The organism is Pseudonocardia zijingensis (assembly GCF_042657305.1).
In the GTDB taxonomy this organism is placed as follows: Bacteria; Actinomycetota; Actinomycetes; order Mycobacteriales; family Pseudonocardiaceae; genus Pseudonocardia; species Pseudonocardia zijingensis.
Map to the genome: position 1 here is coordinate 35,207 of NZ_JBHSKO010000015.1, position 13,820 is coordinate 49,026.

At 73.1% G+C, this 13,820-nt stretch carries 16 protein-coding genes; 6 read left to right on the forward strand and 10 right to left on the reverse strand.

Translation table 11 applies throughout. From position 1 onward, the window contains the following. Positions 1 to 52: 52 nt before the first annotated feature. Entirely contained in the window at positions 53 to 574 is a 522-nt protein-coding gene (locus ACFPL3_RS25790; protein WP_343945558.1) for a hypothetical protein, read from the reverse strand. Next, positions 574 to 1,860, reverse strand: a complete 1,287-nt coding sequence (locus tag ACFPL3_RS25795) for an aromatic ring-hydroxylating dioxygenase subunit alpha (RefSeq protein ID WP_343945559.1) — start codon at positions 1,858 to 1,860, stop codon at positions 574 to 576. The genes ACFPL3_RS25790 and ACFPL3_RS25795 overlap by 1 nt, the downstream gene beginning before the upstream one ends. Positions 1,861 to 2,012: 152 nt before the next feature. Here ACFPL3_RS25795 and ACFPL3_RS25800 point away from each other — a divergent pair, with 152 nt between their 5' ends. Then, positions 2,013 to 2,786 carry a FadR/GntR family transcriptional regulator gene (locus ACFPL3_RS25800; protein WP_343945560.1) on the forward strand — a complete coding sequence of 258 codons (774 nt, stop codon included), beginning with the start codon at positions 2,013 to 2,015 and terminating at the stop codon, positions 2,784 to 2,786. 92 nt (positions 2,787 to 2,878) lie between these two features. Here ACFPL3_RS25800 and ACFPL3_RS25805 read toward each other — a convergent pair whose 3' ends face one another. After that, positions 2,879 to 3,115 (reverse strand): hypothetical protein, encoded by a 237-nt coding sequence (locus tag ACFPL3_RS25805; protein WP_343945561.1) that lies wholly within the window; start codon positions 3,113 to 3,115, stop codon positions 2,879 to 2,881. Between the two features lie 142 nt (positions 3,116 to 3,257). On the opposite strand from ACFPL3_RS25805, the gene ACFPL3_RS25810 reads away from it, so the two are divergent. The 3 genes from ACFPL3_RS25810 (at position 3,258) to ACFPL3_RS25820 (ending at position 6,293) form a co-directional block, all read left to right on the forward strand. Further along, positions 3,258 to 4,196: a helix-turn-helix transcriptional regulator gene (locus ACFPL3_RS25810; protein ID WP_343945562.1), complete on the forward strand. Its 939-nt coding sequence runs from the start codon at positions 3,258 to 3,260 to the stop codon at positions 4,194 to 4,196. Positions 4,197 to 4,205: 9 nt separating this feature from the next. Beyond that, entirely contained in the window at positions 4,206 to 5,021 is an 816-nt protein-coding gene (locus tag ACFPL3_RS25815) for an SDR family NAD(P)-dependent oxidoreductase (RefSeq protein WP_343945563.1), read from the forward strand. A gap of 1,089 nt (positions 5,022 to 6,110) precedes the next feature. Next, a complete protein-coding gene (locus tag ACFPL3_RS25820; RefSeq protein WP_379589687.1) occupies positions 6,111 to 6,293 on the forward strand; it encodes a YegP family protein in 183 nt (60 codons plus the stop codon). 22 nt (positions 6,294 to 6,315) lie between these two features. Here the strand turns inward: ACFPL3_RS25820 and ACFPL3_RS25825 are convergent, their stop codons facing one another. From ACFPL3_RS25825 to ACFPL3_RS25845, 5 genes are read right to left on the reverse strand one after another with little or no spacing between them, the layout of a single operon-like run. Beyond that, positions 6,316 to 7,002, reverse strand: coding sequence for a GntR family transcriptional regulator (locus ACFPL3_RS25825; protein WP_343945565.1), 687 nt, complete (start codon positions 7,000 to 7,002; stop codon positions 6,316 to 6,318). After that, positions 6,995 to 7,387: a 4-carboxymuconolactone decarboxylase gene (gene pcaC, locus ACFPL3_RS25830; protein WP_343945566.1), complete on the reverse strand. Its 393-nt coding sequence runs from the start codon at positions 7,385 to 7,387 to the stop codon at positions 6,995 to 6,997. Before pcaC ends, ACFPL3_RS25825 begins: the two co-directional genes overlap by 8 nt. Further along, complete coding sequence (locus ACFPL3_RS25835) at positions 7,384 to 7,779, reverse strand: cupin domain-containing protein (RefSeq protein ID WP_343945567.1); 396 nt, start codon at positions 7,777 to 7,779, stop codon at positions 7,384 to 7,386. The genes pcaC and ACFPL3_RS25835 overlap by 4 nt, the downstream gene beginning before the upstream one ends. Positions 7,780 to 7,785: 6 nt before the next feature. Further along, complete coding sequence (locus ACFPL3_RS25840) at positions 7,786 to 8,697, reverse strand: NAD(P)-dependent oxidoreductase (protein ID WP_343945568.1); 912 nt, start codon at positions 8,695 to 8,697, stop codon at positions 7,786 to 7,788. Further along, the gene (locus ACFPL3_RS25845) at positions 8,694 to 9,512 is read right to left on the reverse strand and encodes an N-acyl homoserine lactonase family protein (RefSeq protein ID WP_343945569.1); all 819 of its coding nucleotides are present in this window, start codon (positions 9,510 to 9,512) and stop codon (positions 8,694 to 8,696) included. Before ACFPL3_RS25845 ends, ACFPL3_RS25840 begins: the two co-directional genes overlap by 4 nt. A 249-nt stretch (positions 9,513 to 9,761) precedes the next feature. Between ACFPL3_RS25845 and ACFPL3_RS25850 the strand changes: the two genes are divergently transcribed. Further along, positions 9,762 to 10,862 (forward strand): aminotransferase class I/II-fold pyridoxal phosphate-dependent enzyme, encoded by a 1,101-nt coding sequence (locus tag ACFPL3_RS25850; protein WP_343945570.1) that lies wholly within the window; start codon positions 9,762 to 9,764, stop codon positions 10,860 to 10,862. Positions 10,863 to 10,865: 3 nt separating this feature from the next. Here ACFPL3_RS25850 and ACFPL3_RS25855 read toward each other — a convergent pair whose 3' ends face one another. Beyond that, a complete protein-coding gene (locus tag ACFPL3_RS25855; protein WP_343945571.1) occupies positions 10,866 to 11,486 on the reverse strand; it encodes a dihydrofolate reductase family protein in 621 nt (206 codons plus the stop codon). 55 nt (positions 11,487 to 11,541) lie between these two features. Beyond that, a complete protein-coding gene (locus ACFPL3_RS25860; protein WP_343945572.1) occupies positions 11,542 to 12,243 on the reverse strand; it encodes a helix-turn-helix domain-containing protein in 702 nt (233 codons plus the stop codon). An 85-nt stretch (positions 12,244 to 12,328) separates the two neighbouring features. Here ACFPL3_RS25860 and proS point away from each other — a divergent pair, with 85 nt between their 5' ends. After that, the gene (gene proS, locus ACFPL3_RS25865; protein ID WP_343945573.1) at positions 12,329 to 13,747 is read left to right on the forward strand and encodes a proline--tRNA ligase; all 1,419 of its coding nucleotides are present in this window, start codon (positions 12,329 to 12,331) and stop codon (positions 13,745 to 13,747) included. The last annotated feature ends 73 nt before the right edge of the window (positions 13,748 to 13,820 follow it).

The window sequence follows — 13,820 nt, forward strand, 5'->3', positions numbered from 1 at the left end:
CTCGGCCTTCATCCGGTGCAGGCCCCGCACCGTGATCCGCGGGCCCGCCCCCTCACGCACGGAGGGCCCTCAGCAGCTCGACCACGTCGTTCTCGTCCGCCCCCGGCAGCAGGACGCGGGCGTGCGGCCGCAGGGCGGCGACGGCCCGGTCTGCGGCATGGGTGTCGGCGCCGGCATCGGGACCCGCCACCACCAGGCCCGCCGTCATGATCCCGCGCTGCCCGCACGCCGTGCCGATGGCGTGCGCCCCGCCTGCCCCGCGGTCGTCCGTCGCGATCATGACGACGACGTCGGCGGCGACCAGCTCGTCGGCCAGGCCGGCCGGGCGGCCCTCGATCCGCCGCAGCACCACCGCTTCCCCGCCGGCCTCGCAGGCGTAGAACTGGGCGTTCGCCCACGGCAGCCGGGCCATGCGGCGGACGACCGCCACCGCGCCGTCGTCGAGCGCGACCACCCGCGGGGCCCGCGCGGGCGCGATCGGGCGTTGGATGCGGTGGCGGGCCTCGGCCGCCGTCGCCGCACGGGCGCAGCTGCTCGGCAGGGCCGGGTCGGCCCGGGACTCGACGGGAGCCATCAGACCGACGCGATCGGCACGCCGGGGCGCACCCGGACGTCGTCGCTGCAGGCGTCGAGGAACGACTCGGCGTCCGGGAGCACCACGGCGGCGGACCGGACGCGGTGGTGCGCCGGGTCCACGCCGGGCGGGGTCGTGCCGTGGTCGCGCAGCGCAACGGCGGCTTTGCGCAGCTTCTGGCGTGCCTTGATGATCCCGGCGTCGGCGGGCACGAGCCGCTCCCTGGTGCGGTCGGCGATGGGCCCCATGCTCTCCTGCAGGGACGCGTCCTGGATCGCGATGCCCTTCACCCCGGAGTAGTACTCCCCCGTCCGCTGCTTCTCGCGGTCCATCAGGTAGTCGTTGTCGCGGTTGGCGACCGGCCGGTAGGTGCCGGGGATGTTCTCGCTGTGCACCCCGTGCCCGTCGATCATGGCCTGGCGCTCCGCGGCGGACAGCGGGCGCACCGGGTGGTAGTCGAAGCTGTAGACCCAGCAGTTCTCGTCGTCGATCGGGATCCAGAAGTGCCCGTGGATCGGGTGGTCGCCGCGCGGGGGCACCATCGTGAACGACGGCATCACCCACGGCGTGATCCGCCAGTAGTAGGTGCCCTCCTCGGCGTTGCGCCGGGCGCCGACGAAGAGCCCGCCGTCGGAGTCGGCCACCTCGAAGAAGGGCTTGGTGTCCTTCTGGTTGTACTCGTTGCCCTTCGCGCCCTTGAAGAGCGGGTCGTTCTTGAGCCCGCCGGAGTGCAGGAACGTGACGTGGCTGGAGTCGATGCCGCCCTCGAACGCCTGCAGCCAGTTGCACTGCTGGAGGCGCTTGGACGTGTAGGTCTGCTCCGGGGGCACGAGCGCGAACTCGAACTCGGGCAGCGGCGGCCGCGTGGCCGGGTCGCCCATGTGGGTCCAGAGGATGTCGCCGATCTTCACCAGCGGGTAAGCCGTGAGCTTGACGTTGCGGCAGAAGCGGGAGTTGTCGGCCTCCGACGGCACCTCGACGCACTGGCCGGTGACGTCGTACTTCCACCCGTGGTACGGGCAGCGCAGCCCGCCCTCCTCGTTGCGCCCGAACCAGAGGGAGGCTCCGCGGTGCGCGCAGAACTCGTCGATCAGGCCGTAGCGGCCGGCGCTGTCACGGAAGGCGATGAGCCGCTCGGACAGCAGCTTGATCCGCACCGGGGCGCAGTCGTCCTCGGGCAGTTCCTCGGCCAGGCAGGCCGGTATCCAGTACTGCCGGTAGAGCTCCCCCATCGGCGTGCCCGGGCCGGTGCGGGTCAGCAGTTCGTTGATGTCCTGACGAAGCACGAGCAACTCCCCCTCCCCAAAGTGGACTAACCGTTATACCTACCGCATGGCGTCCCAGCTGGACAGGTGGCGAGGGCGGACACCACGAATCGTGACGTCCCAGCCCGCCGTGCCTCGATCGTGGAAAGTGGCCCGAGGCATACAATGCGTGAGTGACGACGCCGGGCACCTCTTCCCCCGCCCCGGACACCGACGTGGTGTCCAACAAGGGTGACCTGCTCAGCAGGGTCAGCGTCGGCCGGATCTCCGAGGTCATCGTCGACCAGATCCGCCTCCTCATCCGCTCCGGACAGCTCACTGCGGGTGACCGCCTTCCCAGCGAGCGCGAGCTCTGCGAACGGTTCGGCGTCAGCCGTGTCACTGTGCGTGAGGCCCTCCGGGTGCTGGAGGCCAACGGTCTCGTCGACATCCGGGTCGGTGCGCGGGGCGGCGCGTTCGTCACCGCGCCCAGCAGCCGCATGGTGGGCGAGGGCATCGCCGACCTGATCTCGCTGTCGAGCCTGTCCGCGCTCGAGGTCACCGAGGCGCGCATGGTCTTCGAGCTCGGCCTGGTGCCGGTGGCGTGCGAGCGCGCCACGGAGGAGGACATCGCGGCGCTCTACGAGATCTGCGACCGCGCCGACGCGGCCCTCGTCGGCGACGACTACCCGCTCACGCTCTCGGCCGAGTGGCACAGCCGGTTCGCCCGCTCCACCCACAACCGCGCCATCTCGCTGCTCGCCGAGTCACTCCACGACCCGATGATCCGCTCGCTCCAGGAGGCCCGCTCCAGCGTGCCCGACCACGGCCGCCGCGGCGTCCAGGAGCACCGCGCGCTGGTCGACGCCCTCGCCGCACGTGACGCCGAACGCGCCACCGAGCTCATGCGCGTCCACCTCTCCCGCACAGCCGAGCGGGTGTCCGGCCCGGACGACACCACCCGCTGAGATCCCGGGGGGCGCCCGCTACCCGTCCGCCCAGTCGTCGAGCCGGTGCAGGTCGGTGGGCATCAGGGTGGCGGAGCGGACGAGCTCGCGGATCAGCTGGTCGTCGAGCTGGTTGCCGAGGGACCGTCGACCTCCGAGGCGACGAGGCCGCGCACGCCCTGCCGGTGCGGCCGTTTGCGCACCTTCGCCACCCGGTGCTCCACGGTCTTCCCGCTCCACCCGCCGTCCGCGTCGAGCTGGGCCTCCAGATCGGCGGCCCCGCCACACCTCGCCCATCCCGCCTGCGCCGATCTCGGCCTCGAGCCGGTGGCGCCCGGCAACCACGTCACCACTCACCACGACGTCCCGCGCCCGGGTGGCCGTGGCGCAGCACGCGCTCGTTGTCCACACCCGGAAGAACGATCTCCGTCGCCGTCGGTCACCGGGGTGGGCGAGGTTGATCCCCGGAACGCGGTGCCGTAGAGATCCCCCGTGGTCCTCTCGACGCCGGCCCGGCTCCTGCGCCTGCTCAGCCTGCTGGAGAGCAGGCGCGAATGGGCGGGCACGGAGCTGGCCGAGCGCCTCGGCGTCACCGACCGCACGGTGCGCCGCGACATCGGCAGGCTGCGCGAGCTCGGCTACCCGGTGGAGGGCACCACGGGCACCGGGGGCGGCTACCGGCTCACCTCCGGCGACGACCTGCCCCCGCTCCTGCTCGACGACGACGAGGCCGTCGCGATCGCCGCGGGCCTGCTCGGCACGTCCCCCGACGCGGAGACGGCCGGGCGGGCGCTCGCGAAGCTCACCCAGGTGATGCCCGCCCGGCTGCGCCGCCGGGTCGCGGACGTGGGCGCGTCGGTGGTGTCCGTGCCCGACCACCGCGCCACCCGCATCGACCCTGGCGTGCTCGCGGTGCTGGCCGGCGCGGTGCGCGACCGCGAGATCGTGCGGTTCGCCTACCGCCGCCGCGACGGCACGACCGGCGACCGCCGGGTCGAACCGCACCACGTGGTGGCCACGTACGGCCTGTGGTACCTGGTGGCCTACGACACCGTCGCCGCCGACTGGCGCACCTTCCGGGTGGACCGCATCGACCGCCCCGAGTCCGTGCGGCTGCGGTTCACCCCGCGGACGTTGCCCGCAGGCGACCCCGCCGAGCACGTGCGCCGCACGATCACGGCCACGCCCTACCGCTACTCCCTGCGCGCCACCGTGCCGCTACCCGCGCAGGACGTGCGCGCCCGCCTGCCGATGTCGCTCTCCGCGCGCATCCAGCCGGCCGACCCGGGCACCTGCACGGTGCAGCTGGGCGCCGACTCCCTCGACCAGCTCGTGCGCGACGTCGTCGCACTCGGGCCGGGCACGCGGCTGGAGGCCTCCCCCGAGGTGCTCGACCACCTGCGCGAGATCGGGCGCTGGCTGCAGGCCTAGCGTTGGGGCATGACGATCCTCGTGACGGGGGCGACCGACGGGCTCGGCCGGTACGTGACCACCGAACTGGCGAAGGCCGGGCACCACGTGCTCGCGCACGGGCGCACCCCGGAGAAGCTGCGCGCCCTCCACGACGAGCTGGGCGTGGACACGGTGCGGGCCGACGTCCGCGAGCTGCGCCAGGTCGACCGGCTCGCCGACGAGGTGCTGGAACGGCTCGACCGCCTCGACGTGCTGGTCAACAACGTGGGCATCGGGCCGGGCGCCGACCAGTCGCGCCGCGAGGAGAGCGCCGACGGGATCGAGCTGCGCTTCGCGGTGAACCACCTCGCGGGCTACCACCTCACACGCAGGCTCCTGCCGCTGCTGGTGGCCTCCGCGCCGGCGCGGGTGGTGAACGTCGCCTCGGTGGGGCAGATGCCGATCGACTTCACCGACCCGCTGCTCGAACGCTCCTACAACGGGATGGACGCCTACCGGCAGAGCAAGCTCGCCCAGATCATGACCACCGTCGACCTGGCCGAGGAGCTGCGCGGCACCGGCGTCACGGTCAACGCGCTGCACCCGGCCACGCTCATGCCCACGTCGATGGTGGCCGAGGCGTGGCCCGGCGTGTCGATGAGCACGCTCGAGCAGGGCGGCGCCGCGACGCTGCGCCTGATCCTCGACGAGGGCCTGGCCACCACCACCGGCCGGTACTTCGACAGCACCACGCCCGACCCGGTCGAACCGAACCCGCAGGCGGGCGACCCGGACGCCCGCAGGCAGCTGCGGGAGCTGTCGGACCGGCTGGTGCGGTCCGCGCTCGACCACGCCGCGCGATGACGGCTCCGGTCCACGGTCCGGGAGGCGGCATCGCCGGCTCCGCGTTCAGCCATGATCACAGAGTTGGCGCACCCGGGTCGAAAACGCCCGGGAATGCGCCGAAGCCGTGATCACGCCCTCGTCGCGGGACCTCCTGGCGGCGGCGCGCATCGTGCGGGGCCGCCCCTCCCAGGTCAAGGGCGCCTCCGGCGTCGCTCCGCGATCGCTTCGCGCCCCTCGACCTGCGAGCCTCTGCGACCCTACGGGCAGGCTTCGCGGGCAGGCCAGGGGCCTGCCCCGTTGGCGCGCGGCGCCACCAGGAGGCCGCCTCCCCTGGAGACGACTGCTCGCGGCCGGGCCTCCGCGCCGATCAGGGGCCAAACGGCGGATCTGACGGCGATCAAGGGGAAATGGTCGCTCTTGAAGATCATCTAGCGGCCATTTTCCCTTGATCGACGCCCCCACAGCGCAACCTGGGCCCAAGATCGGAGAGTTGGCGCATTCCCGGGTCGATTTCGCCCGGGATTGCGCCAAACCCGTGATCATGGCCGCGGAACCGGTCGGAGGTGGCGTCGCGCGCCGACCGGGCAGGCCCCGGCCTGCCCACGTGAATGCCCGGGAGGGGCCGCAGAGGCTCACGGGTCAAGGGTCCGCGCAGCGGATCGCGCAGGCGCCTTGAGGCATGAGGAGCGGCCCCGCACGATGCGCGGCGCCGCCGGAGGCCTCCGGCCCGGTCCGAGGCCACACAGCGACCGGCGCCCGGTCGTGTCCGGCGCCTCCTCGTCCAGGAACGTCATGGCAGCCATCCGCGCGCCGCGACCTGCGGCCGCTCACACACCGGTCATAACGCCGACACACCGACTGCAACCGATGTGTGAGCACGCGAGGTGGTGTGCGAGCCCCGCCGCCGCCTGCTTTGGGGCGCCCACACATCGGTCATTGCGCCGACACACCGGTTGCAGTCGGTGTGTGAGCACGCGAGGTGGTGTGCGAACTCCGGGTGGTCGTTCGGCCCGGTCCCCCGACCGGGTCCGGCGCGTCGCCTGGCGAGTTCGCAGAGCTTGGCTACCTTGCGCCTCGAAGTAGTTACACAGAGTGAAGGGAACGACGATGGCGGGCAAGTTCGAGGTGTACAAGGACCGCGCCGGCAAGTACCGCTTCCGGCTCAAGGCCTCCAACGGTCAGGTCGTGGCCACGGGCGAAGCCTACGAGACGAAGTCGTCGGCGCTGAAGGGCTGCGAGTCGGTGCAGAAGGCGGCCGACGGCGCCCAGATCGTGGAGACCGACTCCTGATCGGCGCCGCCCGGCGGCGGGGTCACGCGGGTTCGCCCGTGTTGAGGCGGGACAGGGCGGTGCGCGCGGCGTTCTCGATGTGGCGGGCGCACGCGGCGGCCGCCGCGTCGGCGTCGCCCGCCTGGACGGCGTCGACCACGGCCCTCAGCTCGGCCGCGGCCTCCTCGGGGCGGCCCGGCACGGACAGCGACGTGGCCCGCAACAGCCGCACGCGGGCCTGCAGCCCGGCCACCGTCTGCTGCAGCGGCGCGCTGCCGGAGCCGGTGAACAGCACCTCGTAGAAGCGGTCCTTGGCCTGCAGCTGCTCCTGCGGGGCCGACCGCGCGGTGCGCTCGATCTCGTCGACGGCCGCGACCAGCGCCTCCACGTGCTCCGGTGCGGCGCGCTGCACGAACCGCCGCACCGCGAGCGCCTCCAGCGAGGCGCGCATCTCGTAGAGGTCGGCGGCGTCGTCCGGCGTGAGGGCCGTGACGACCGCGCCCCGCTGCGGAACGACCGTGACCAGGCCCTCGACCGCGAGCTGGCGCAGCACCTCCCGCACCGTGGGGCGGGAGATGCCCAGCTGCTCCACCAGCTCGCGCTCGACGAGCCGCTGGCCGGGCTGGAGCCGGAAACCGAGGATGGCGTCGCGGACAAGCGTGACCACCTGCTCGCGCAGCGGCGCGGCAACCCGGCCGACCTGGTCGGCCGACCAGGTCGGGTCAGCCATCCCCGTCCACCGCCGCGAGCTCGCCGAGCACCTTCTCGGCCACCCGGAACGACTCCAGCGCCGCGGGGACCCCGCAGTAGATCGCGGCCTGCAGGAGGGCCTCCTGGATCTCCTCCTCGGTGGCGCCGTTGGTGATCGCCCCGCGCACGTGCACGCCCAGCTCGTGGTTGCGGCCCAGCGCCGTGAGCATCACGAGGTTGAGCAGGCTGCGGGTGCGCCGGTCCAGGCCGGGCCGGCCCCACACGTCGCCCCAGCAGGCGCGGGTGACGAACTCCTGCACCGGGCGCGAGAACTCGCTCACCGCGGCCAGCGAACGCTCGACGTGGGCCTCGCCCAGCACCGCCTTGCGGATGGACAGGCCGGTCTCATACCGATCGTCGGTCATGACAACACCCCCCGGTACTCCTCTTCGGTGACCTCGTCCAGCCACACGGTCGGCCCGAGCGACACGGCGAGGTGCGTCATGATCGTGTCAGGTGTGCCACCGTGCCAGTGTCGCTCCCCCGGCGGCACCCACACCACGTCACCCGCCCGGATCTCCTGCGGCTGCTCGCCGTACGGGCACACCCAGCCGCGCCCGGCCGTGACCACGAGGATCTGGCCTGCGGTGTGGTGGTGCCAGTACGTGCGGGCCCCCGGCGTGAACGTCACCGAGTTGATCGTGTTGCCCTCGGGGGTGGTGGGCAGCACCGGGTCGCCCCACACCGTTCCGGTGAAGGTCTCGGTGCGGTTCTGGGTCGGGGTGGTCTCGGGGGCCCGGCCCCGGACGATCTGCACTGAGCGCTATCCCTCCGTCGTGTCGTGCACGCGGACCCCGCCGGCCACGTCGCCGATGGCGTCCACGACACGATTGCTGATCTGGTCTCCGTAGCCGAGATTCTCGGCCAGACCGAAGCTTGCAAGAGGCCCCGACGCGTTGAGGGCAGGCACGCCGAGGCGGCCCGCGAGCTCGACGTAGAGGGCGATGTCCTTCGTCATCAGCCTGCCGGTGAGCCCGCCCTCCAGGTAGTCGCCGCGGACGATGTGCGGGAACCGGTTGAGGCTGGCGAAGCTCACGCCGCTGCTGGAGTTGATGACCTCGAGCAGCTGGACGAGGTCGAGCCCCGCCTTCTTGCCCGCCACCATCACCTCGGCGGTGGCGGCGAGGGTGACGCCGTTGAGGAAGTTGTTGAGCAGCTTGGCGGTGTGGCCCGCGCCGGAGGCCCCCATGTGGTGCACGTGGGCGGCGATCGGCTCGAACACCCAGGCGAGCTCCTCGAGCGCCCCGGCGTCGCCGCCGGTCATGATCGTGAGCGTGCCCTTCTCCGCCGCCGCGGCACCCCCGGAGATGCCGGCGTCGAGGTAGCGGACGCCGACGGCCGCGGCCTCGGCGTGCAACGCGGTGGTGGAGGCCGGGGCGGCCGTGGACAGGTCGACGATCGTGGACCCCGCCTCGGCGGCGGCCAGCAGGCCGTCCGGGCCACGCACGACCGGTTCCACCACGTGGCTGTCGGGCAGCGACATCAGCAGCACCCGCGCCTGCCGGGCCACGTCGGCCGGGTTCTGCGCCGGGCGGGCGCCGCACTCCTGCACGGCGCCGGGCCGCGGGTCGAACCCGACCACCTCGATGCCGGCGTCGACCAGCCGCCTGGCCATCCGCCCGCCCATGTTGCCCAGGCCGACGAACCCGACGGTCCGCTCCTGCGTGCCGGTCATCCCTGCTCCTTCCCGCTCAACCGCACCACGTGCTCGCCGAGGCCGGCAGGCAACCCGTCGACCCGGTCGGGGAACCGGCGCCGCACCTCGGCGTCGTGGCCCGCGACGACGGCGCTGCCCGGCTCCTCCCCCATCTCGCGCACCACGTCGAAGCCGCGGTACATGCCGGGAAGGTCGGCCACCACGAAGAACGGGCGGTCGCGTTCGATCTCTTCGTAGAAGTGCACGGCGTCGGCCGCCAGCACCACGGTGCCGCCGCCCTCGCCCGCCACCCGGGCCACCATCTGGCCGGGCGTGTGCCCGCCCACCACCACCAGCTCGACGCCGGGTGCGAGGTCGAGGGTGTCGTCCACCAGCCGCAGCCGCCCCTGCGCGCCGGCCTCCGCGAGCCGCGCCAGCTCGGTGGGTTCGGTGGAGTGGGCGAGCTGGTAGCGGCCCGCGTAGGGGCCGGTCCAGAACTCGTACTCGCGGCGGGCGACGACGATCTCCGCCTGCGGGAAGCGGTGCAGGTTGCCGATGTGGTCGTAGTGGGCGTGGCTGACCACGACCTGGTCGACGGCGGCGGCGTCGACCCCCAGCCCGGCGAGAGCCTCGACCGGGTCGACCACCGTCTGCCGCCCGCGGCGCGCGCCCGGCTCGGCGCCGAACCCGCAGTCGACCAGCAGCGTGCGACCGGCGCCCCGCACCAGCCAGAAGTAGTAGTCCATCTCGAAGGACTCGTCGGGCTCGCCGTACAGGTGGAAGTTGAGGTAGCTCTCCGCCTTGGTGGCGGTGCGCGTGCCGTAGCGCACGGCGAGCACCTCGTACTCCGTCATCCGGCCTCCTGCCCTCGATATGTGAACTGACAGTCAGGCTGTCAGACAATCTTGCCCGGGGCAAGCGCCGCTTCGGCGCACCGGCCGACCGTTCCCCCACCCGGGTGCGATCGGCGTGAACCGCGAACCGCCGCTGCACGTGCGTGCCTGTGACCCGACGCGGCACGAGATCAGAGGGACGTGATGGTGAGACACGGTACTGGGGACCACCGTGCCGGCGAGGACGGTGGGACGACGGTCGACTTCGGCGTGCCGTGCAACCCCCACTTCCCGACGCCGGAGATGTTCGCGCAGCTCGCCGCGGGCCTGGAGGGTGCGCTGAAAAGGCAGCCAGGCGACGCCGCCGCGGTCACCGCGCAGCTGGCGCGGGCCCTGCGGCTCAACCCCGCCACCGTCGTCGTGGCGAACGGCTCGACGGAGCTGGTGACGTGGCTGGACCAGCTGTGGGTGACGGAGAGCGTCGCGGTGCCGGTGCCCACGGCGAGCCGGTGGATCGACCGGCCGATGGACAGCGGCAAGCGGGTGGACCTGTTCCCGCTGCGGGAACAGGACGCGTTCGAGCTCGACGTCGACCGCTACCTCGCGTTCATCCGCGCCCGCGGGTCACGCGCCGCGGTGCTGCGCAACCCGAACGACCCGGACGGCGGGTACGTCCCGCGCCGGGAGGTGCTCCGGTTCCTCGACGAGCTCGCCGACCTCGACCTCGTGGTCGTCGACGAGACGTCGATCGAGGTGGTCGACACCGAGCACAATCCCTCCGTGGCGGCGGAGGCGGCGCTGCGACCGAACGTCGCCGTGGTCGCGAGCCCGGGCACGAGCCTCGGCCTGCCCGGTGCCCGGTTCGGCTACCTGGTCGCCAACCCGGCCCTCGCCGCCACCGTGCGAAGGGCGCTCCCGCGGTGGAACGTCAACGGGCTCGCCGAGGCGCTCCTCGGCCTGCTCGCGCAGCACCGGCCCGCGTACCGGGAGAGCCTGCGGCTGGTGGCGCGCGACCGGTTCGCGATGGGCGTGGAGCTCGCGCGGATCCCCGAGCTCGGCGTCTACTCCTCGCAGGCCGACGTCCTGCTGGTGCGCCTCGCCGACGACGTCGACGGCGCCGAGCTGCGCGAACACCTCTGGTCGCGCCACGGCGTCCTCGTGCACGACTGCGCCGACCAGCTGGGCCTGAGCAGCCAGTTCCTGCGCCTCGTGGTGCGACCTGCGCCCGACGTCGCCCGGCTCACCGAGGGCATCCGCACCTTCCTGCTCGCCCGGCGGCCGCGCCGCGAGCGCCGCGACCCCGCCTCCGCGCAGCTGTCCGCCATCCCCCGGCCACGCCCCCGCCCGGACCTGCGCCCGTCATCCCGCTAGCAGCTACACCTGTTCCGGGCCGAGGGCGCCGACCTGGAGCGGGCCGCTGCGCCGGTAGGTGCTCATCGCCACGCCGGGGGGCGTGGTCACCGTCCCCACGAGCTCCAGCGCGCCCGGGCCCGTGCCCTCGCCGAACAGCCGCTTCCCCGGCCCGACGAGCACCGGGAACACCACGAGCACGAACTCGTCGACGAGGTCGTGGCGCAGGAGCGTCTGGATGAGCGTGCCGCTGCCGGAGACGTGGATCTCGCCGCCGGGCTGCTCCTTGAGCTTCGCGACCTCCTCGGCGACGTCGCCGGACAGCACGGTGGTGTTCGCCCAATCGGGCCGCTCCAGCGTGCGCGAGACGACGTACTTCGGCATCCGGTTGAGCTTGGCCGCGATCGGGTCCTCGTCGCCGACCAGCGGCCAGGCCGCCGCGAACCCCTCGTAGGTGCGGCGCCCCAGCAGGAGCGCGTCGGACCGTTCGGTGAGCTCGACCATCCGCTGCCCGAGCTCGTCGTCGAACAGCGGCACCGTCCACCCGCCGTTGGTGAACCCGCCGTCGGTGTCCTCGTCCGGCGCGCCCGGCGCCTGCACCACCCCGTCCAGCGTCACGAACGTCCCGACCACCAGCTTGCGCACCTCGCGCCCCCTCCACTCGATCTCCGGCAGCGGAACGCTAGAGGCGCAGGCGCGGTCAGGTCTTGTACAGGAGCGACAGGGGCTCGTCCCCGGCGCCGGTGCGCAGCGACGTGGCGGTGCGTCCGATGAACCGGCTCAGCGAGCGGGCCAGGTGTGGCTGGTCGTAGTACCCGAGCCCGTGCACCACGTCGGCGATCGCGACGCCGTGGCGCAGCAGCACCGCGGCGTGCCGGGCCCGCTCGATCTGGCGCACCGTGCCGGGGGTGAGCCCGGTGGATGCCACGAATCGCCGCTGGACGCTGCGGGGCGACAGGTCGGGCTGCGCACCGCGCACCACGTCCGCCACCAGCGGGTCGCGGGCCAGCACGCCTTCGCGCACGAGCCGCCCGACGAACTCCTCGGCGTCGTCCCAGCCGGGGCGGTGCCACGCGGAGCCGTCCAGCCAGAAGGACCGGCGCGTGACGACGGGGAGCTCGGCGCTCCCGTCGACGAGCCCGCCCACCGGCAGGCGCGGCATCGTGGCGCCGAGGGCGAAGTCGATGCCGAAGAACGTGGCGTCCTCGGGCACGGGCGCACCGGCCGCCCGTGACCCCGGGCCCTGCACGGCACCGAACGCCCGGCTCGCCTGCTCCCAGAGGACGAGGCTCCAGCGCGGGGAGGCGACCGCCGTCATCGTCGCGACGTCCGTGCTGCGGCTGCGCCACACGCCCTCGACCCAGGGCGAGGGCGAGCTGCGGTACTCGATGTCCAGAGCCATCGCGTCGGATTATGGCCGGTAATGCGGTTGCCGGGCGCGGCTACCGTCGTGCTGTCCAGTTCCCGGCGAACCCGAAGGCAGCACCGTGGCCAAGGCCGTACTCACCCCGCAGGCGGAGAACTTCCCCGCCTGGTACCAGGACGTCGTCGCTCGAGCCGAACTGGCCGAGAACGGTCCGGCGCGGGGGACCATGGTCATCCGACCGTGGGGGTACGCGATCTGGGAACTCATGCAGGCCGACATGGACCGGCGGATCAAGGCGACGGGGGCCCAGAACGTCGCCTTCCCGATGTTCATCCCCATGAGCTTCCTGGAGAAGGAGAAGGAGCACGTCGAGGGCTTCTCCCCCGAGCTCGCGGTGGTCACCCACGGCGGCGGGCAGGAGCTCACCGAGCCGCTGGTGGTGCGCCCCACCTCCGAGACCGTGATCAACCACTACTTCGCGCGGTGGGTGCAGTCGCACCGCGACCTGCCGATGATGCTCAACCTCTGGAACAACGTGGTGCGCTGGGAACTGCGGCCGCGGCTGTTCCTGCGCACCACCGAGTTCCTCTGGCAGGAGGGCCACACGGTGCACCCCACGTATGCGGAGGCGGTGGAGGAGACCGCACGCATGCTGGAGGTGTACCGGCGGTTCATGGCGGAGACGCTCGCGATCTCGGTCGTGGTCGGCGAGAAGTCGCCCGGCGAACGGTTCGCGGGCGCCGATCACACGTTCACCTGCGAGGCGCTCATGCGCGACGGCAAGGCGCTGCAGATGGGCACGAGCCACAACCTCGGCCACAATTTCGCGCGGGCGTTCGACATCCGCTACCTCGACGCCGACGGCGAGCGCCGCCACGCCGCCACCACGTCCTGGGGCACGTCCACGCGCATGATCGGCGGGATGATCATGGTGCACGGCGACGACCACGGGTTGCGGCTGCCCCCGGCGATCGCGCCGCACCAGGTGGTGGTGCTCCAGCTCGGCGACGAGGACGAGGTCGCGGCGGCCGCCGGGCGCATCGCGGCGGAGCTGCGCGGGGCCGGCGTGCGCGTGCACGTCGACGCCCGCACCCACACCTCGTTCGGGCGCCGGTCGGTCGACTGGGAGCTCAAGGGGGTGCCGGTGCGGATCGAGCTGGGGGCACGGGAGCTGGCCGCGGGCCGGGCCACGATCGTGCGCCGCGACGACCGCAGCCGTACCGGCGCTCCGCTGGACGGGGCCGCCCGCGCCGCGGCCGGCCTGCTCGACGAGATCCAGGCGGCGCTGCTCGCGCAGTCCCGCGCGTTCCGGGAGGAGCACACGCACCCCGTCACCGACCTCGCCGCGCTCACCGACGGGGTGAGGCGCGGCGGGCTGTTCCGCGCGGCGTGGTCGGGCGCGGAGGGGTCGGAGGAGGCGCTCGGCGCGGCCACGGGCGCCACGATCCGCTGCATCGTCGACGACGACCCGCCCGCCCCGGCGTGCGTGGTGACCGGTGAGCCGGCGCGGTACACCGTGCTCATCGGGCGTGCCTACTGAGCGAGTACGACGCATGACGTAAGGGCGCCCAGGCATGCGTCGATCGCTCCGCGCCCGCGGCCTCTCTAGCGTC

Bases quoted from the DNA above. Each gene is read 5' to 3' on its own strand.
- ACFPL3_RS25790 (WP_343945558.1), bottom strand. From the start codon at position 574: ATGGCTCCCGTCGAGTCCCGGGCCGACCCGGCCCTGCCGAGCAGCTGC.
- ACFPL3_RS25815 (WP_343945563.1), top strand. From the start codon at position 4,206: ATGACGATCCTCGTGACGGGGGCGACCGACGGGCTCGGCCGGTACGTG.
- ACFPL3_RS25820 (WP_379589687.1), top strand. From the start codon at position 6,111: ATGGCGGGCAAGTTCGAGGTGTACAAGGACCGCGCCGGCAAGTACCGC.
- ACFPL3_RS25825 (WP_343945565.1), bottom strand. From the start codon at position 7,002: ATGGCTGACCCGACCTGGTCGGCCGACCAGGTCGGCCGGGTTGCCGCG.
- pcaC (WP_343945566.1), bottom strand. From the start codon at position 7,387: ATGACCGACGATCGGTATGAGACCGGCCTGTCCATCCGCAAGGCGGTG.
- ACFPL3_RS25840 (WP_343945568.1), bottom strand. From the start codon at position 8,697: ATGACCGGCACGCAGGAGCGGACCGTCGGGTTCGTCGGCCTGGGCAAC.
- ACFPL3_RS25845 (WP_343945569.1), bottom strand. From the start codon at position 9,512: ATGACGGAGTACGAGGTGCTCGCCGTGCGCTACGGCACGCGCACCGCC.
- ACFPL3_RS25860 (WP_343945572.1), bottom strand. From the start codon at position 12,243: ATGGCTCTGGACATCGAGTACCGCAGCTCGCCCTCGCCCTGGGTCGAG.